The sequence below is a fragment of the Deefgea chitinilytica genome (genome assembly GCF_016881405.1).
Taxonomy (GTDB): Bacteria; Pseudomonadota; Gammaproteobacteria; order Burkholderiales; family Chitinibacteraceae; genus Deefgea; species Deefgea chitinilytica.
In genome coordinates, this window is record NZ_WOFE01000001.1 from 878,876 (window position 1) to 896,713 (window position 17,838).

Below are 17,838 nucleotides of genomic sequence, written 5' to 3' on the forward strand. Positions count from 1 at the left end.
ACAGTACCTGTGGTTAGAATTGACCACTGCTATTCAAAACATCAAACGCATGTCGGAATGCACGCGCATCACCGAGCGCATGATGTGCTGGCCATTCAGGTGTGAATGATTTGTATAGTGCTCGCTGAAAAATCGGATTGCCGATGAATTCACTGGTGAGCATCTGCTTCTCGCCAACGTTTTTTGGGGGCTGATCATATTCATCCCCCAAAAAAGCATCGGCCAGCAGTTCCCAATCGGCAAAATAATCGAACATCAGCGTGGCCGGCTCAGGGAGCTCTTCAAACCAAGCCCGAAGCCGATGCGTGAGCTCTGTTCGATTGCATGTTGCGCCTTCAATGCGCCCAAGCAACGGTAGCACCGCTTCGCGTACAAAGTCGCTGCAGTCTTCTGCACGGTAGTCATTGCGCTCGGCATAGAACTCCCGACCATCTTCACTCACCAGCGCAATACTGATCAGATCGATTTGCACGAAATCAGTAAATTCAGTATCGACAAATACGCGCATCAGTAGGCCTTTCAAACAGTGATCATGACTTTAGATCCTACTACAAGCGCGCGAAGTTGGTCCGGACTCTGTGCCGCAACTACTTAGCCAATACCCCATTCCAAGTTGTGTCGAATGCACCTTCGCAGTTGCTCCGCTTACCGGTGAATTTATTGCCATCAAACACCAGACGAACCGATCCCCAGTAATAACCTGTTGCGGCTTTATCAAAGGTGAGTAGCGTATTGCAGCGGCCATGGTCAGAGCGATGATCCATGTATTTACCCGTCAGAACATTGCCATTCATTTCACCGACGATCTGCACCCAATAATTGGTGTTGTTACCCTCAGTGACCTTGGCAACAACGGTGTTACCGGTTTGCACAAAGGTCAAATTGGCTTGAGTGGGTCGATTATTGATATTTACGGTGGTAAGCCAGTTGGTGCTAACACTTTTGGGTTGGCTTTGACACGCGCTGAGTAACGCGCACGCTGAAACAGCAATGATGCCCATTTGTTTGGTGGTTAAAAGCATGGTTGTTCCTAGTATTTGATCGATGGTAATTTGATCTTGATGCCGCCGAGATTGAGCGTCTCGCCGTCTGCTTTCGACTCTTGACCAGCGCCTTCACCAATCTGATAAGTACTTGAGCCCGATTGCGACGTAGATGGCGTTTTACCCCAATTACTTAAATCAACCTGTTGTGTAAAAACCGTGTCGGTAACTGCTGATTTATTGTTTGAACCCATGACTCTGGCCCAATCTGCAGGGCTGGGGCCGGGCTTCAGAGGCAGATTGCCAGCCCAACCAGTATCATCAACTAAACGTGGAAATGTGAATGTAGTGGCCGTCATTCCCATCAAAATATGGGCTTGTGCCGCGGTTTTGAGTGGGGAGCATGAAACAGATGGTTGCTGCAATAAACTAGGCTGTCGGGTTTGCATAAACGCATCCCAATTACTCCAACCGCGTGTATCACACCAAAGTGATCGGACGATTTGTCGACTCATGGCGTTTGGTATCATTACGTCGAGACTCGTTGGAACTAAATACGTAGTGGTATTCAAACCTTTGGTATTCTTAAGCTGACTTTGGAATACCTTGCACCAGGGGCAATCATATGCTCCGAAGTACACTACTTTGCGTTGGCCCGCGCCGATTCTTTTTGCGACCAGCTCATCAAAGCGAATGTTGGCGCGTAAAGCATTACGCAACTCATCTGGGTTTTCGATTGTTGGTGCGCCAGTACGCGTATAGCGCCAATCTTTGCCTAACGTCAGGCTAAAAATAGTGGCATTTTCGTTTACTAGAATGACATCTCGTTCATCATCTAATCGAGTCCAAATTGCGTAAATCCCTTTAACTAAGGTTTCCGTGGCTGTTGCATTTTTGGTCATCGCCCGTTTTGAGCTGGGCAATGTGGCTGTAAAAGCCATCATTGCGTCGTCTGGTGTACCTGCAACAGCTAATTGAGACAGAAGTACTGAAGGTAAAAGCAGAGTGAGAAGAAATTTCCCTTTGTTTCCAGCGTGCATAACAAACCCATCCCTGTCTTGTTATTGACGGCTTTAATGCTGCAACCATGATTTGGTGAACAGTTTTTGCTCGTCACTTATATGTAAGAACTGCACAATTATACATATATGTATGTATTTGTAAAAATTACGGATGCGGTTTTTGAAGTGCTGGTATGGCGTGGATACTACCCACCATGGAAATCAGCTACCTCATTAATCGTTTGCGTGAAGAACGCGGATGGTCTCAGGATGATTTAGCCTTCAGGGCAAACACCTCGGCCGCGACTATTTCTCGTCTTGAAAAAGACAAACAAACACCGAGCCTAGATTTGCTTAAGGGCTTGGCAAGCGCTTTTGATATGCATCTTTACCAATTCGCAGCACTGCTGGATGAAGCAGGGCCAAGTAACTTGACGGAGTGGCATGATTCAGCAGAACAAGAGTTGTTAAATGGATTCCGGCAACTTTCTGATGAGCAACGCACAACGTTATTGAAATTTTGTGTTTGGCTAACAGCCGCAAATAAAGCCGTGGGTTAAAGGTAAAACGAATGTGCGACCCAAATATCAGGCTCGAAGCAAATCAAGCCTCACTAAGACTAGCAAACTCAGCGTTTATTTGATGAGGGCTAAACAGGTAATCCATATTCAATAGATCGCAAAATCCGCTCAACCTCCTGTCCTCCATAAGCCGTATCGAGCAAAGAAAGTGGCGTCATCTGATTCAATACTGAGTTAGGACGCGTAAGCCAGTTTCCTGTTGTGATTAAATCACCATAAATGCATGAAGCGTAGCTCGCAACTCTGGCCAAGCGAAATAAACGCTCACTTGTTACTGCGCTAAGTTCTTGCTCCTGCCGAACTAGATATTGTAACGATCTCAGTGGTATGTGAAGCACTCTTGCAATGTCCGATAAGCTAATCTGATATTGGACGGAAATGCTAACTGCCTCTTGGGCCAGCAGTCCTAGTCTAATATAAGATATCTGAGATAATGGGGCTGCGTTAAGTAACTCGTGCATTTTTAACATAAAAGAACCTGTGAAAATTGAAATGGAAGATGAGTAGCGCAGTCATTTAATTTCTAAATGTTATATTTTAAGTGGGGACAAGACTACCTTCAAATCAAGGCCATGAATTTCACACTGATTTATTATTGAACATAGTGCCTCATACAACTGATCGCGTTCATTGATAAGAATTAGGTTAGTCTTTTCGAGATGAACAATTCGCTCTTCAAGTGTCCGTCTTTTAATGGTATCTACAGAGGTGTGTCCAGCCTCCTTTCGCTGAATATTTAAAGCGTTATCTATTCGCTCACCACGCGGTCCTACTAGGGTCGCTCTGCTAGTTAAGCCAAGTCTTATTTGCACAGAAGTTCGAGAGATGGGGTCTTTGCCAAATCCAGCACTGATCATTTCTGCGAGTAAATTATCAATCGCCGCATCAAGAGCTTTTCCTCGTAGTTTATATGGGCTATTCATCTGAAACAGAACTCCTTTTTCTTTTGTTTTCAGGTACAAATTTAGGTGTACCCATTGGAAATACTTGAATTACAGCGGAGCTAATATTTACTCGCTCCAATGCGCGCTTCATGTTATCCAATTTTCGCTCTTGATCTTCAATCCATTTATTAGAACCTCCTTCACCTGCTCCTTCAGTTCTTAATTGTTCTATACTCTTTTCCAATTGCATTATTTGCGATTCAATTCTTGATCGCTCAACTTGAGACCCTGTGAGATGTAAGTGAGAGCAGCCATTCCAACACTGCAAATGTTTAGGGCAGGGTGCTTGAGAAAAATCATGAGTACAACCTCCAAATGGAGTGAGATGAAATGCAGTCGCATGAATTTTAAGAAAATCTTCGGCTTTAGCGGCACCATGAGTTTTTTTCAAAGAATTATAACTACTTACTAAGTCCCCCTGAATTTTATTGCTTCGTATTTTTTCATGAAAAAAATTAATCCTTTCATAGTGAGAATTGAATGACAAATAATTATGGTGCTGCTGTGTATCTTCTTTAATTGTTGTATGCTGGTATGTTGAATTTTGCTCAAGTTTTTTTCTACCCATAGCAAGCGCTTGTTGCACATCAGACAGACCAGCTAGATGATAAATAGTATTTCGCCAATGCCTAGGTTGGTGGCTAGTCATTCGTATTGGTGAGCCATCATTCTCTGTTTTATTCCGCCGATCAAATATTGAAGGATATATAGCTTCAGAACCCAAAGCTCGGTTTATATCTGCAATAGTCACTCGTCGCGGAAAAACACGATGGACATTTCCATCTCTCAAGCCAAATCTAAATTGACCATCAAATGCAATTGCTAGTATTTCACTCGTCCTTAAAATTATTTTTGCACGAAGACCAATGCCTTCTTTGAGGGCTACATGGTCTGAAACCTTACCTATTAATGCCTTTTCAATTTCACCAGCATTGTAATAATTAAATTCATCTTTATGTCGTGCAACACCTTTTCTATTCAAAAAAATAAATAAATTTCTTTTCTGATCTTTTCCTTTAGCAAAACCCAACCAGTTTAGAACCTCACTTTCAGTAATTTTTTTCTCTGGGTTTATTGGCCATAATCGCCCAGGATTACTCTCTTGCCACTTTGCAATTGCTCTTGCATCTTTTGTTAGGACTATCAGTCGTTCAACAGCTCTTCTAGCAAATGGAATATCTTGACTTGCAAACCAGTGGATTCTAGATTGAAATTGTTTTTCTGCGTAGTATCGGATGCCACATTCAATCACGACATTGCCATTTGCATCTAGAATGATATCGCCTTCACTATTTTTAATAGGCCGTTCAACCCAACAATCCAATGGAAGCACTGAAATTTCATTTCCACGTTGCCCAGTTGCAATAAGAAGATCAATTACTCTCAATAAAATTTCCTCGCCATCTGAAATTGGCGAATTTGTGCATAAAGCATAAGCTTCTAGTGCTTCACGCGAAGGTAGTTTTTCATCTTGCCTGCGAAATTTCTCCATTGCATCAGAATCATGGATAGTTGAGTATCCATGCCTAGTTGAAACAGCTTTATAAGAATGCTCAAAACCAATCGATACAGGCAATAATTGTTTTCTATCAATTGAATCCGCTATAACTTTAAAGTGTGTAGCTGCATCTGATATATTTTTGTACCCATCATCCTGCATTTGCCGCAAAATCGATTCAAAATCATTACATTTAAGTGAAAGAGGTGACGATTGTTCACGTAGATATAGTAGATTGTATAGTCGACGAAGCGCAATGGAATAAGCGTGAACCATCGCAAATTTGAGCGTACGTGTTCTTTGTAGGTAAACTAACATTGCTTTGCAGAAATCTTGGAAAGGCTGTGGTAAAATTTCAGGCAATGCTTTTTGTGGATTATATATTTTTGAAATAGAAGTATGCGGCTTAAAGATTAAGGGCTGATGTTTGCCACGATGCGGCAGCCAATCTTTAGTATTCCACTCAACATCACTCCAATTAATTCCCAGCCTCAATCCAGAGAAATATATTCGCTCATTATTAATAAATTCATCAAGCAAATCAGAAGACACATATTCTTCAGCCATTTAAAGCACCTCTTTTTTGCAATAATCAATTGTTGCATTAACAGCAAATATCGTTCTTTCATGCTGTGTAACTGCACGATTGTATTCCAGTGAGCCTTCAACTTGTTCTGCAGCGTCTAAGAAATATTGAGCTTCATCTTGAAGCGCCAATTTAACCTCGCCATGAGGACCATCAACGAATGGATGAAATTTTTTGCACGTATAACAAGAGTAAACAGGGTTATAAGGACAGCAGGTAGGTGAGGGCAGGGCACAAGAACCGATTCCACCAATGTATGTCATATTGACAATACCATGCACATGACTATTTTTATTGACATCATCTTTTTTGACAACATCGCCAGTCAATAATGCCGCCATAATTCTTTTATATGGTTCGCTTTTTCCCAATGCTTTAGATTTAATTTTCGCTATATTTGGAGTTGCTGCTACATAAGCTTGCGCAGCTATAGTACTGTTATGACCCAAAAGCTCTGCAATCATTTCAGCAGGAGCCCCTTGATCAGCCAAACCTTGGCCCAGATGATGCCGTAACAACATTGATACTTGGCCCTCATGCCGAATATTCGCAGCGACATGCTCTCCTTTTAATATTGTCGCAATCCTTTCGACACTCAACCTATTTCCTCTTCTATCTACAAAAAGTGGCTCAATTGTTTCGCCAAATGCCTCCTGTAATTTCAGAATATATAGCTTCAACTTTAATCCAAGATCATTTGATATTTTCCTTGGTCTACGTTGTGGTCGTTGTTCCCCTATTTTTTTTGCCATCGGCAACCATATAGTAAAAAATGAAATATCATTAGGCTTTACTTCTTCAAAATCAGCCACGTCAAGTGCATGGTATTGAATAGATCGTAAGCCTAATTCAAAACCTAAATGAAGTATTATGTTAGGTAAATTGTCGCGCCATGAATTGGAAGCTAGGTTGTAACCAGTACTTATTCTCTGAATCAAGTTAATTTCTTCGAACTCACTTAGCCCTATTTGCCCCAAAAAAACCCTAGAATTAGCTTGTACTTTTATTGTTTTTACTTCAGCAATTAGTAAATTAACCCTAGTGTTGAATCCATATATACCTTGACCTAACCCCCAATCATATAAACGCCTGAATACAATTACCATTTGGCGATCATCAAACCATAAAGATAATTGATTTAAAATTTCATTTTCTGACCATGGAAATATTTTCGATAACGGTAGCGTAGAAAACCTCTTTAAGAACTGCACAATAGCTACTGATGTACGTGGAGCATTTTTTTCAAGAGAATAACTTAAATACCCTTTTGCGATTGGTATAAATCCTGGAGACAGATTTAACGCAGTCCAGTCTATAGAAAACTTTATACCTCCGTCGAACCACTCCCAATGATCATTACGGGTGTCAACATAGCGAGGCTGGTCATTCGTTCGAGTTCGTATTGGTACTAGCTGACGTCCACTGAACTGATACACCTCATGGTTAATATAATTATCAATCAAAACTATTTCGGCGTTGTTTTTTTTCATACTTTTGTTTTTATTCATACTATATATGTTCCATTATTTACTTATTTCTAGTGAGACATACTCTCTTGCTATTGAATATATTTGCACTCTCCGCCACGTAGCGGGAGGCATAAAGAGAGGGCATTGACGAATTAGCACTCCAACCGCATATTCTTTTAAGTTGATCTTTTGCTTGTTCCATGTCTAAATCACATTCTTCGATTAAATATTTCAAAAAATTAGTTGCGAATGTGTGGCGTAAATCATGAGGGGAAAGACTACTTATTACACCAGGACAATCCTTATCGATGCAGTAAAAAAGCAGATCAAAAATATTAGATAGTGCACGAAGCGACAACGGCCGACCACGATCGGAAATAAATAAGTATTGAAAGGGTACTTTTTTTCTTATCCCTTTTCTAAATGGCCTGCGCCATTCACGTAAATACTCTTCATAAATTTCATAAAGTTGATTCGATATACCAATAACTCGCTCATATGTTTTCAACGCAGGTTCATCAGCCCTTATATCTTCAGGGTCGTTCTCACGATTACTTATGCTCACATAAGCATTTAATGAGCCTTGATTTATATCTGAACTGTATAACTTTAACAGTTCACCACGACGCATTCCCGTCTCAAGAAAAAGCTCAATAATTAGCCAGTTTCTTAGCTGAACACGCTCAGGAAATGGATTGAGTTCCGCGTATGGTGTTGCATATGTCCGTATAAGTTGAATATGTTCATCAGTAAGGCTACGTTCACGGGACCTAGATTGCTTCAAATTCAGTATGTGGCTACTAAACCTGCGATCTATGGCTAAAGCAGCGTTAGAAAATGCAATTGAGATTCCTGATTCCCGAGTTGATTGGGGACGCGGGATAAATCGCTCAGCACACCACGAAAGGAATGCCTTCAGTGCTGATAGATGTTGATCTCTTGTTCGACTATTCATTGGCACAGAAGTCTCAACTCCAACAGCAGCGACCACGTTAGTTGCCTGACGACCAACTGTTAGCCACGCTGAGAATCCACTGATTAATGACAAAACGTTTTCGAAGCGACCCGCAAATATCTCTTTTTCAAGATCAATATTCCGGAGTAAGGCGTAGTCATAAAAAGCCTCAATGGTTCGGAGGCATCGTGAGGCCGTGTTGTATGCGCGATATTTGAGCTTAAATTGAACGTACAACAACGGAATTAACAATGGTAGTGATGCACGATCTTTAGACTTGGATACGATAAAGGGTACTCGTTGTCCAGATGAAAACTTGCAATGAATAATTGGCATTAGCGTTATAAACCTAGTTTAGTTGGATCCATGAACAACATTAGACATGAAACACCCAGCCTTGTAGGGCGGTGTGTTGCAAGTCACTTATCTATTCATGAACAAAACCAACATAGCTCACCGCTTAACATAATATACATTATAAGAATCATAATAGGAAAAATCAGAGGCAAATGACATTTGTCAAACAAGTGCAACCGAAGGTCGTTTAACATGTACTTAACTCACCAAAGCACGAAGGCGCAGACATACTTTTGCTACGTGATTAATTTGGGGAATATTTCAATATTTTGTGTTAATACTGTACAGATTTGTCGCAATTCTAATGGCATAATCAAACACAACACTAACAGCTGGTGAAATCTCTGGAGAAAACAATGACAGTAACTAACGTACAAGAACTTGATGCCTTAGTAGCTCGAGTAAAGAAAGCGCAACAACTGTTTGCCACTTATTCACAAGAACAAGTTGACGAGATTTTCCGTGTTGCAGCCTTGGCGGCAGCAGATGCACGCCTTCCTTTGTCAAAAATGGCTGTAGCCGAAACCGGCATGGGGATTGTTGAAGATAAAGTGATTAAAAATCATTTTGCATCTGAGTATATTTATAACGCTTACAAAGATGAAAAAACATGTGGCATTTTGTCGACTGATGATGCTTTTGGCACCATGACTATTGCAGAACCAATCGGCATTATTTGCGGCATCGTACCGACAACCAACCCAACATCGACCGCAATTTTTAAAGCCTTGATTTCACTGAAAACGCGCAATGGTATTGTGTTTAGTCCACACCCACGCGCCAAAAACTCAACTTGCGCAGCGGCACGCTTAGTGCTTGAAGCTGCAATTTCTGCAGGCGCACCGCGCGACATTATCGGTTGGATTGATGAGCCTACTGTAGAGCTGTCAAATCACCTAATGAAACACCCAGATCTGAACCTAATCTTGGCTACTGGTGGCCCAGGTATGGTGAAGGCGGCGTATAGCTCTGGCAAGCCTGCAATTGGTGTTGGTGCTGGCAATACCCCTGTTGTGATTGATGAAACGGCTGATATTAAACGTGCCGTAGCTTCGATTCTGATGTCAAAAACCTTCGATAATGGTGTGGTCTGCGCATCAGAACAATCTGTCATCGTAGTTGACAGCATTTACGAGCAAGTTAAAGAGCGCTTTAACGCCAACGGCGGCTACATCCTTAACAAGAAAGAAACTGAAGCAGTTCGTAAAGTAATTTTGGTTAATGGTGGCCTAAATGCAGCCATCGTGGGTCAATCTGCACTAAAAATCGCTGAAATGGCGGGTATCAAAGTACCACCATATACCAAAGTACTGATCGGCGAAGTAACATCAGTTGGCGAAGAAGAAGAATTCGCACATGAGAAGCTCTCTCCTACTCTAGCGATGTACCGTGCCAAAGATTTCTTCGATGCTGTGGCTAAAGCAGAGGCTTTAGTTGCTTTAGGCGGGATCGGTCATACTTCATCGCTTTACACCGATCAAGATTTGCAAGCCGAACGTATCGCCTACTTTGGCGACAAAATGAAAACAGCCCGTATTTTGATCAACACCCCTTCGTCACAAGGTGGTATTGGTGATTTGTACAACTTCAAACTAGCGCCATCCCTGACTCTAGGTTGTGGCTCATGGGGTGGCAATTCAATTTCGGAAAACGTGGGTCCGAAACACTTGCTCAACAAAAAAACCGTTGCGAAGCGAGCAGAAAACATGTTGTGGCACAAACTACCAAAAAGCATTTACTTCCGTCGTGGCAGCTTGTCGATTGCACTGAAAGAGCTCGCTGGCAAACAACGCGCAGCGATTGTTACTGACCGTTTCTTATTTAATAACGGCATGTGCGATGAAACTATCCGTGTATTAAAACAGCAAGGTCTTGAAGTTGAAGTATTCTACGAAGTCGAAGCCGATCCAACGCTGGCTGTGGTTCGCAAAGGTGTGGCGATGCTCAATAGCTTTAAACCGGATGTGATTGTGGCGCTCGGTGGCGGCTCGCCAATGGATGCGGCAAAAATCATGTGGGTCATGTACGAGCATCCAGATGTGCACTTCGAAGACCTTGCATTGCGCTTTATGGATATTCGCAAACGGATTTATACTTTCCCGAAAATGGGTGTTAAAGCTGAGTTGATCGCAATCCCAACGACTTCCGGTACCGGTTCAGAGGTAACACCATTCGCCGTGGTGACTGACGAAGTCACTGGCATGAAATACCCAATCGCCGATTACGAATTGACGCCAAATATGGCCATCATCGATTCAAACTTGGTGATGAATATGCCAAAATCGTTGACCGCCTTTGGTGGTATTGATGCGGTAACTCATGCGCTTGAAGCTTATGTATCTGTGTTGGCTAATGAGTTCTCTGATCCGCACGCTCTGCAATCATTGAAACTGTTGAAGCAATACCTGCCATCGTCTTACACCAATGGTGCCAACGATCCAAAAGCGCGTGAGCAAGTTCACAACGCAGCGACCATTGCCGGGATGTCATTTGCCAATGCTTTCCTGGGTGTTTGTCACTCAATGGCTCACAAAATTGGTGCTGAGTTCCACTTGGCGCACGGTTTGGCGAATGCCCTACTGATCAGCAACGTAATTCGTTACAACGCGGTTGATATTCCAACGAAACAAACTGCGTTTAGCCAATACGACCGTCCGCAAGCAAAATGCCGCTACGCAGACATCGCTGAACACTTGGGCTTGGCTGGCAAAAACGACGACCAAAAAGTTGCGAGTCTAATTGCTTGGGTTGATGAACTTAAACAAGTGCTGAACATTCCTGCATCTATCAAAGATGCGGGCGTGAACGAAGCAGACTTTTTGGCTAAATTGGATCGCATTGCCGAAGAAGCGTTTGATGACCAATGTACTGGTGCCAACCCACGCTTCCCACTCATTAGCGAACTGAAACAAGTCTTGCTCGATAGCTATTATGGCCGTCCTTATCATGAAACTTATGGTATGACTGCACAAGACAAGCCAGCGAAATAATCAAACTTCCCGTTTGAACACCAAAGCCCGCAGCTTGCGGGCTTTTTTGCTTTTTAACGATACGGCGTGGCATGGTAAACTGCGCCCTCCCTGACTTTATTGCGCTCCTATGTATGAATTACTGATTGGCCTGCGCTACACCCGCGCCAAGAAGCGAAATGGCTTTATTTCGTTTATTTCGCTTGTTTCAATTGCTGGCATTGCGCTGGGCGTTGCCGCACTGATTATCGTTTTGTCTGTGATGAATGGCTTTCAAGAGGAAGTCAGAAACCGCATTCTGGGTATGGCCTCACATATTACCGTGACTAGTCCTGATAATGCACTATACGACTGGCCGTCTACCATAGCGACGAGCACAAAAAACCAACATGTTCGCGGCGCTGCGCCCTATGTGATGGGGCAAGGCTTGTTTACCAATGGCAGCCAAGTCAAAGGCGTGCTGGTGCGAGGGATTGATCCAGCGCAAGAACCCAAAGTGAGTGAACTCGCCGACAAAATGATCAACGGGAAACTCAATGCACTACGTCCGGGAGAGTTTTCAGTCATTCTGGGCTGGGCGCTGGCGCAAGAGTTGGGAGTTACTACGGGCGATAAAGTCACCCTCATCACCCCACAAGGTCAGGTAACTCCAGCTGGATTGATTCCTCGATTACGACAATTTACGATCGCTGGGATTTTTAAGGCAGATTACTTCCCTTACGACGCAAATCTAGCGCTAATACATATGACTGACGCGCAAAAACTGTATCGCACTGGCGAAGCAGTAACGGGCGTACGTCTAAAAATAGATGACTTATTTAAGGCCCGAGAAGTAGCACGCGAAATTAACCGCACCCTACCCGACCTGATTGTCGCCGACTGGAGCCAAGAAAACCCGACTTACTTCCGTGCGGTAGAAATCGAAAAACGCATGATGTTTATTATCTTGACGTTGATTGTGGCTGTTGCTGCGTTTAATCTCGTTTCGACTTTAGTGATGATTGTGACGGATAAACAGGCCGATATTGCCATCTTGCGTACTCTGGGCGCGTCACCCGGTTCAATTATGAAAATATTCCTAGTCAATGGCGCGATTTCTGGCGTGATTGGTACGGGGGCTGGCGTATTGGGCGGGGTCTTGGTGGCGGCGAATATCGACACGATTGTGCCATTTATCGAGCGCGTGATTGGAGCGCAAATTTTATCGGCGGATGTGTACTTGATTACTGAATTGCCGTCCAAAATCATACCGGCTGACGTCATCAGTATTGGCGTTATTTCACTATTACTGTCATTGCTTGCGACGCTGTACCCAAGTTGGCGTGCCTCGCGCGTCAATCCTGCGGAGGCGTTGCGCTATGAGTAATTTCATCTTAACCGCCAAGCAGTTGGGCAAAACTTATGTATCGGGCAAGCTAGCAACCCCCGTACTAACTGCGGTTGATTTTGCATTGAGCAAAGGGGAAGTTGTCGCGATTGTCGGTGCCTCCGGCTCAGGCAAATCCACCCTGCTCCACTGCCTTGGTGCGCTCGACACACCGAGCTCAGGCGAAGTGAGTTTACTGGGGCAAAACCCATTTGCGCTGAACGAGCAGGCACGAGGGCAATTACGCAATCAACACTTGGGCTTTGTCTATCAGTTTCACCATTTGCTCCCCGAATTTACTGCCGCCGAAAATGTAGCAATGCCCTTGCTGATTCGCCGTACGCCTAAAGCCGAAGCATTGAAGACCGCTGAGGCCATGCTAGACAAAGTCGGCCTTGGTGCGCGCAGCCATCACAAACCGAGCGAGTTATCGGGCGGTGAGCGACAGCGCGCCGCGATTGCTCGCGCTTTAGTGACTCGTCCTGCTTGTGTATTGGCTGACGAACCAACCGGCAATTTGGACCGCAGCAATGCTACGGTGGTGTTTGATTTAATGCTGGAATTGGCCAGAGACAGCGGTACCGGCTTTGTGATTGTTACGCACGACACCGATCTCGCAGCGCGCTGTGATCGCTCGCTAAGACTAGACTTAGGGGTATTGAGCTAAACAAATTACTGCTCAATGCCTGAATTAATATACCTATTGAATTAATCAAGTACTGGAATACAACATGACTACTATGGACTCAAAATTTGATTTGCTAGCCGACTTAGAACAACGTGGCTTGATTGCACAACAAACCGACGCTGCCGCACTCAGCAAATTGATGAGCGAACAAGCGATTACGCTGTATTGCGGCTTTGACCCAACGGCAGACAGCTTACACATCGGTAGTTTGGTGCCGATTTTGGTCTTAAAACGCTTTCAGCAAGCGGGTCACAAGCCGATTGCTTTGGTCGGCGGCGCGACGGGCATGATTGGCGATCCGTCATTTAAAGCGGCCGAGCGCAAACTCAATACGCTGGACGTCATCGAAGGCTGGGTCGGCAAAATCCGCTCTCAAGTTTCGCCATTTTTAAGCTTTGAAGGCGACAACGCCGCTATTATGGCCAATAACCATGACTGGTACGCCAAAATGGATATTTTGGCTTTCTTGCGTGATATCGGTAAGCACTTCTCTGTTAACAATATGATTAACAAAGAATCTGTGAAGCAACGAATTAACCGCGAAGGCGACGGTATTTCGTTTACTGAATTTACTTACAGCCTGTTGCAAGGTTACGATTTTGTCGTACTGAACGAGCAATACGGCTGCCAATTGCAAATCGGCGGCTCAGATCAATGGGGCAATATCACTGCGGGTACCGATTTAACCCGCCGGATGCGCCAGCAATCAGTGCACGGCCTAACGATGCCTTTGGTCACCAAGTCTGACGGCACTAAATTTGGCAAGACTGAGAGCGGCACCATTTGGCTGGATCGCAAAAAAACCTCGCCGTACAAGTTCTACCAATTCTGGCTCTCGACGGCCGATGCCGATGTGTATAAATTCCTGCGCTACTTTACTTTCCTGAGCGTGGCTGAAATCGCCGCGATTGAAGCGGCTGATTTGGCTTCCGGCAAAAAACCAGAAGCCCAACGCATTTTGGCCGAACAAGTGACCGAGCTCGTACATGGCAAGGATGCGGTCATCGCCGCCGAGCGCATCAGCCAATCACTGTTTGCTGAAGATCAAAACGGCTTAACTGAACAAGACTTCGAACAACTCGCGCTTGATGGGTTGCCAACGTTTGAATTGGCGCGCGATGCCAATGGGCTGATCGACGTCTTGGCCGCCACTGAACTTGCCACCTCAAAAAGCCAAGCCCGTGGCTTTATCGAAAGCGGCGCAGCGATTGTGAATGGCGCGAAAGTCACTGATTTGACGGCAACGATTACCGAAGCCGATTACAAATACGGCCGCTACACGCTATTGCGCCGCGGCAAGAAAAACCATGCTTTGGTGGCTTGGAAGTAATTGCATGAGTATTGCCATGTAGGCAATGATTTATAAAGTCTACATGGTAATACATGCTAATTTAAATTGGATGGCAGCTATCGGCCAATAGCAGACATCTGCACATATCCTTTATTTCTTTGGTGGTGGTTTATAAGTTAGACGTAGTCTGGACTGAGGTTGTGTAATGAATAAAATTTATGGGCAGGTTTTTAGAGCAAGTGACGGAAACGAGTTCGGCATCATACGTCCTGCATCTGAGCCATTCCCTGATGAACTATTAAGCACAGAAGTTGTTGCGGAAGATGAATGCGGAAATTATTTCATCTTGAAAGCTGGAGAAGTTTTTTTTTGGAATCACGAAAATAGTGACCTATCAGTTATTGCAAATTCGATTAGTGATTTTATTTCAGGCTGTGTAGAGCCATCTGAGATTGATTTAAGACCTAATCAAGTTAATTCAGCTTGGATTGACCCCGACTTTGCAGCCTCACTAGGAATTAAGCTTAAATCTTAATAAAAACCTGGCTCCTCGCATGTTGATTTGCTTCGTCCGCTTTTGGTCGAATGCTGCCACTAGCACTCATGGCAGCAGCAAATCTAATTGATTAATTAGTACAAAAACCGCCCTGCCATATCACCCAAATTCGTTTCTTCTAAAATCTGCGCAATTTTCTCTTTGGCTTGTTTGCGTGGAGCGTCTTTGCTTTGGCTGGCGATGATGAGTTCGTTTTTCATTGAATGCTCCCACCCGACCAGCTCAGTTACCGTCACTTGATAGCCATTGGCTTGCAATTGAAGGCAGCGCAACACATTCGTCAATTGACTGCCAAATTCGCGCGTATGAATTGGGTGGCGCCACATTTCGGCGAGTGGTGTTTTACCCAGCGATTTGGCTTTGTGCTTGCGCAATACGCTGGCGACTTCGGCTTGACAACATGGCACCAAAACCATGTGGCGAGCGTTTTTTTCTAAGCCAAACTTAATCGCATCGTCGGTTGCCGTGTCGCAGGCGTGTAGCGCGGTGACAATGTCGATTTGCGCTGGCATTTCTTTCGCAGCGGCCGCTTGTTCGACCAACATATCCAAGAAGGTCATTCGCTCAAAACCACAGCGCTCAGCCAATTCGCGGGATTTTTGCACGAGCTCAGAGCGGAACTCGGTGCCGTAGATATGGCCAGCTTGTTTATCTTTGAAAAACAAGTCGTAAATAATAAATCCCAAGTATGACTTGCCGGCACCATGATCGACCAAGGTGACGTGCTCGTGATCGGCCAGCGTAGAGACAAGCAATGGCTCGATAAAGTTGAACAAATGGTAAACCTGCTTGAGTTTGCGGCGGCTGTCTTGGTTGAGTTTGCCATCGCGAGTCAGGATGTGGAGCGCTTTGAGTAGCTCGATCGACTGACCTTCGCGGATTTCTGGGATGGCATTCATATTGCATTCCTAATAATGATGTGTGGTATTGATTTAAAGGCATTGAAAATCAAGTGCTACAGCACAATACCCTGCGGATTTTGATTTTTGCAGGCGGTAAATAATTACGCTGCTGTATTGCTGACTAAATTTGATGCTAAAGTTTCACCCGTTTTGCCTTTGAGCCAGATTGATGCAGTCAACGTGATAGTCATATTGTGACCTGATTGCGCAATCTGTCGGTAGCTGCACCTGAGGATAGGAACTTTTTAATCCTCGCTTCCTCCTATGCAAACACGCAAAAATTTTGCCCAAGCACTTCGCCCAAGTGCTTCGCTACACCACTTCGTTTTACGGATATATGATTTATGAGCCAGATTTTACCGCAAACCCATGTGGACGGGCGTGAAAACACAGTAGTAAGTAACAAAGCTTCATGGCAGCAAAAACATATTGCGTGGCTCGCCGCCGCATTGGCGCTACCGATCACTGCAACTATGACCGCCTATGGCGTTGTTGAGTACGGTCCGCGCGAAACAGTGCAAGTTAGCCAAGTCACGCAAGAACTAGCCACACCCATCCTTGCAAGTGCTAGCAGTAATGCGCCATTCTGGCGCGAAGAAATCATCCAAACGGGTGACGGGCTGGGCAAATTGTTTAGCAAATTGGCGATCAATGATTTGCAGGCATGGGATTTTGTCCGTACCGACCCCGCTGCCCGAGCGTTGTACGAACTCTCTGCGGGGCGCGCGATTCAGGCCAAAACAACGCCCGATGGGCGCTTGCTTGAGCTGAGTTACCTAAATCGTGCAGGTGATTTGATTCAAATTGTGCGTGAAGGCGAGCAATTGCGGACGCACATTGCACCAGCGATTGCCGAGAAAAAAACTGAATACAAAACCGGGACGATTCATTCTTCGTTTTACGCTGCAACCGATGCCGTTGGCCTACCTGATGCGATTGCGCAGCAGCTCATCGACGCATTTGAAGGAAAAATCGACTTTCACCATAGCCTTAAAAAAGGCGATCAATTTTCGGTGATTTATGAGACCGAACGCAGTGGTGGCGAGGTGATTCGCACCGGTAAAATTCTGGCAGCGCAATTTATCAATAAGGGTCAAACCCACGAAGTCATCTGGTTTGAAGGCAATGGCGCAACAGGGGCGTACTACGACGCAGCCGGTAATAGTACGGCGCAAAGCTTTTTGGCTTCGCCTGTTAAGTTTTCTCGGATTAGCTCTGGATTTTCGATGCGCTTTCATCCGGTCTTGTTTACTTGGAAATCACACAAAGGTATCGATTACGCCGCACCAACGGGCACTCCTGTTCTTAGTACCGCCGATGGTGTAGTCACGCGGGTTGAACAAGATAGTGGTTACGGTAAGTTTGTTGAGGTGAAACACGGCGATCAATATAGTACTTTGTATGGCCACCTCTCTGCTTATGCTAAAGATCTCAAAGTAGGGCAAGCCGTTAAGCAAGGTGATACGCTTGGCGCAGTCGGCCAAACTGGGCGCGCGACTGGGCCGCATTTGCATTACGAGTTCAAGACAAATGGCAAGCAGGTCGACCCGCTGACGGTAAAATTACCCAATAGTAAACCGCTGAATGCGACGCAAATGGCGGCATTTAAGCCGTTCGCCAACAGCATTAAACAACAACTGGCGCTGCTCAACAGGGTAGAATTAGCGCAAATTGATTAGTGTTGAGTGCAGA

General features: G+C 44.6%; 16 protein-coding genes. 7 read left to right on the forward strand and 9 right to left on the reverse strand.

Annotated elements, in window-relative coordinates; translation table 11 throughout:
* Nucleotides 1–13: 13 nt before the first annotated feature.
* The 3 genes from GM173_RS03970 to GM173_RS03980 form a co-directional block, all read right to left on the reverse strand.
* Nucleotides 14–508: a 3'-5' exoribonuclease gene (locus GM173_RS03970; RefSeq protein WP_203570015.1), complete on the reverse strand. Its 495-nt coding sequence runs from the start codon at nucleotides 506–508 to the stop codon at nucleotides 14–16.
* 79 nt (nucleotides 509–587) lie between these two features.
* A complete protein-coding gene (locus tag GM173_RS03975) occupies nucleotides 588–1,022 on the reverse strand; it encodes a hypothetical protein (protein WP_203570016.1) in 435 nt (144 codons plus the stop codon).
* An 8-nt stretch (nucleotides 1,023–1,030) separates the two neighbouring features.
* Complete coding sequence (locus GM173_RS03980; protein WP_203570017.1) at nucleotides 1,031–1,927, reverse strand: thioredoxin domain-containing protein; 897 nt, start codon at nucleotides 1,925–1,927, stop codon at nucleotides 1,031–1,033.
* Nucleotides 1,928–2,199: 272 nt separating this feature from the next.
* On the opposite strand from GM173_RS03980, the gene GM173_RS03985 reads away from it, so the two are divergent.
* On the forward strand, nucleotides 2,200–2,544 hold the full coding sequence (locus GM173_RS03985; protein ID WP_203570018.1) for a helix-turn-helix domain-containing protein: 345 nt from the start codon (nucleotides 2,200–2,202) through the stop codon (nucleotides 2,542–2,544).
* A gap of 89 nt (nucleotides 2,545–2,633) precedes the next feature.
* Here GM173_RS03985 and GM173_RS16355 read toward each other — a convergent pair whose 3' ends face one another.
* Genes GM173_RS16355 through GM173_RS04010 form a run of 5 tightly spaced genes read right to left on the reverse strand, consistent with a single transcriptional unit; the run spans nucleotide 2,634 to nucleotide 8,353 of the window.
* Nucleotides 2,634–3,035, reverse strand: a complete 402-nt coding sequence (locus GM173_RS16355; protein WP_203570019.1) for an Xre family toxin-antitoxin system antitoxin — start codon at nucleotides 3,033–3,035, stop codon at nucleotides 2,634–2,636.
* 60 nt (nucleotides 3,036–3,095) lie between these two features.
* Nucleotides 3,096–3,488 carry a hypothetical protein gene (locus GM173_RS03995; protein ID WP_203570020.1) on the reverse strand — a complete coding sequence of 131 codons (393 nt, stop codon included), beginning with the start codon at nucleotides 3,486–3,488 and terminating at the stop codon, nucleotides 3,096–3,098.
* Entirely contained in the window at nucleotides 3,481–5,574 is a 2,094-nt protein-coding gene (locus GM173_RS04000) for a hypothetical protein (RefSeq protein WP_203570021.1), read from the reverse strand. The genes GM173_RS03995 and GM173_RS04000 overlap by 8 nt, the downstream gene beginning before the upstream one ends.
* Nucleotides 5,575–7,101: a tyrosine-type recombinase/integrase gene (locus tag GM173_RS04005; protein WP_203570022.1), complete on the reverse strand. Its 1,527-nt coding sequence runs from the start codon at nucleotides 7,099–7,101 to the stop codon at nucleotides 5,575–5,577. It lies immediately after the preceding gene.
* 19 nt (nucleotides 7,102–7,120) lie between these two features.
* Nucleotides 7,121–8,353: a tyrosine-type recombinase/integrase gene (locus GM173_RS04010; RefSeq protein WP_203570023.1), complete on the reverse strand. Its 1,233-nt coding sequence runs from the start codon at nucleotides 8,351–8,353 to the stop codon at nucleotides 7,121–7,123.
* Nucleotides 8,354–8,730: 377 nt separating this feature from the next.
* Here GM173_RS04010 and adhE point away from each other — a divergent pair, with 377 nt between their 5' ends.
* The 5 genes from adhE to GM173_RS04035 all read left to right on the forward strand — a co-directional run bounded on the left by adhE (nucleotide 8,731) and on the right by GM173_RS04035 (nucleotide 15,223).
* Nucleotides 8,731–11,364 (forward strand): bifunctional acetaldehyde-CoA/alcohol dehydrogenase, encoded by a 2,634-nt coding sequence (adhE, locus tag GM173_RS04015; RefSeq protein ID WP_203570024.1) that lies wholly within the window; start codon nucleotides 8,731–8,733, stop codon nucleotides 11,362–11,364.
* A 109-nt stretch (nucleotides 11,365–11,473) separates the two neighbouring features.
* The gene (locus GM173_RS04020; protein WP_203570025.1) at nucleotides 11,474–12,709 is read left to right on the forward strand and encodes a lipoprotein-releasing ABC transporter permease subunit; all 1,236 of its coding nucleotides are present in this window, start codon (nucleotides 11,474–11,476) and stop codon (nucleotides 12,707–12,709) included.
* Complete coding sequence (lolD, locus tag GM173_RS04025) at nucleotides 12,702–13,376, forward strand: lipoprotein-releasing ABC transporter ATP-binding protein LolD (RefSeq protein WP_203570026.1); 675 nt, start codon at nucleotides 12,702–12,704, stop codon at nucleotides 13,374–13,376. Before GM173_RS04020 ends, lolD begins: the two co-directional genes overlap by 8 nt.
* A 73-nt stretch (nucleotides 13,377–13,449) precedes the next feature.
* On the forward strand, nucleotides 13,450–14,727 hold the full coding sequence (gene tyrS / locus GM173_RS04030; RefSeq protein ID WP_203570371.1) for a tyrosine--tRNA ligase: 1,278 nt from the start codon (nucleotides 13,450–13,452) through the stop codon (nucleotides 14,725–14,727).
* 166 nt (nucleotides 14,728–14,893) lie between these two features.
* Complete coding sequence (locus GM173_RS04035) at nucleotides 14,894–15,223, forward strand: SMI1/KNR4 family protein (RefSeq protein ID WP_203570027.1); 330 nt, start codon at nucleotides 14,894–14,896, stop codon at nucleotides 15,221–15,223.
* A gap of 95 nt (nucleotides 15,224–15,318) precedes the next feature.
* On the opposite strand, the gene GM173_RS04040 is transcribed toward GM173_RS04035, so the two are convergent.
* The gene (locus tag GM173_RS04040) at nucleotides 15,319–16,143 is read right to left on the reverse strand and encodes a class I SAM-dependent methyltransferase (protein ID WP_203570028.1); all 825 of its coding nucleotides are present in this window, start codon (nucleotides 16,141–16,143) and stop codon (nucleotides 15,319–15,321) included.
* A gap of 347 nt (nucleotides 16,144–16,490) precedes the next feature.
* Here GM173_RS04040 and GM173_RS04045 point away from each other — a divergent pair, with 347 nt between their 5' ends.
* Nucleotides 16,491–17,825 carry a M23 family metallopeptidase gene (locus tag GM173_RS04045; protein WP_203570029.1) on the forward strand — a complete coding sequence of 445 codons (1,335 nt, stop codon included), beginning with the start codon at nucleotides 16,491–16,493 and terminating at the stop codon, nucleotides 17,823–17,825.
* Nucleotides 17,826–17,838 lie beyond the last annotated feature (13 nt).

Coding starts and splice junctions, on each gene's coding strand:
- GM173_RS03995 (WP_203570020.1), bottom strand. CDS start 3,488: ATGAATAGCCCATATAAACTACGAGGAAAAGCTCTTGATGCGGCGATT.
- GM173_RS04035 (WP_203570027.1), top strand. CDS start 14,894: ATGAATAAAATTTATGGGCAGGTTTTTAGAGCAAGTGACGGAAACGAG.
- GM173_RS03985 (WP_203570018.1), top strand. CDS start 2,200: ATGGAAATCAGCTACCTCATTAATCGTTTGCGTGAAGAACGCGGATGG.
- GM173_RS04045 (WP_203570029.1), top strand. CDS start 16,491: ATGAGCCAGATTTTACCGCAAACCCATGTGGACGGGCGTGAAAACACA.
- GM173_RS03980 (WP_203570017.1), bottom strand. CDS start 1,927: ATGATGGCTTTTACAGCCACATTGCCCAGCTCAAAACGGGCGATGACC.
- adhE (WP_203570024.1), top strand. CDS start 8,731: ATGACAGTAACTAACGTACAAGAACTTGATGCCTTAGTAGCTCGAGTA.
- GM173_RS04000 (WP_203570021.1), bottom strand. CDS start 5,574: ATGGCTGAAGAATATGTGTCTTCTGATTTGCTTGATGAATTTATTAAT.
- GM173_RS16355 (WP_203570019.1), bottom strand. CDS start 3,035: ATGTTAAAAATGCACGAGTTACTTAACGCAGCCCCATTATCTCAGATA.
- GM173_RS03975 (WP_203570016.1), bottom strand. CDS start 1,022: ATGCTTTTAACCACCAAACAAATGGGCATCATTGCTGTTTCAGCGTGC.
- GM173_RS03970 (WP_203570015.1), bottom strand. CDS start 508: ATGCGCGTATTTGTCGATACTGAATTTACTGATTTCGTGCAAATCGAT.
- GM173_RS04005 (WP_203570022.1), bottom strand. CDS start 7,101: ATGAATAAAAACAAAAGTATGAAAAAAAACAACGCCGAAATAGTTTTG.
- GM173_RS04040 (WP_203570028.1), bottom strand. CDS start 16,143: ATGAATGCCATCCCAGAAATCCGCGAAGGTCAGTCGATCGAGCTACTC.
- lolD (WP_203570026.1), top strand. CDS start 12,702: ATGAGTAATTTCATCTTAACCGCCAAGCAGTTGGGCAAAACTTATGTA.
- tyrS (WP_203570371.1), top strand. CDS start 13,450: ATGGACTCAAAATTTGATTTGCTAGCCGACTTAGAACAACGTGGCTTG.
- GM173_RS04020 (WP_203570025.1), top strand. CDS start 11,474: ATGTATGAATTACTGATTGGCCTGCGCTACACCCGCGCCAAGAAGCGA.
- GM173_RS04010 (WP_203570023.1), bottom strand. CDS start 8,353: ATGCCAATTATTCATTGCAAGTTTTCATCTGGACAACGAGTACCCTTT.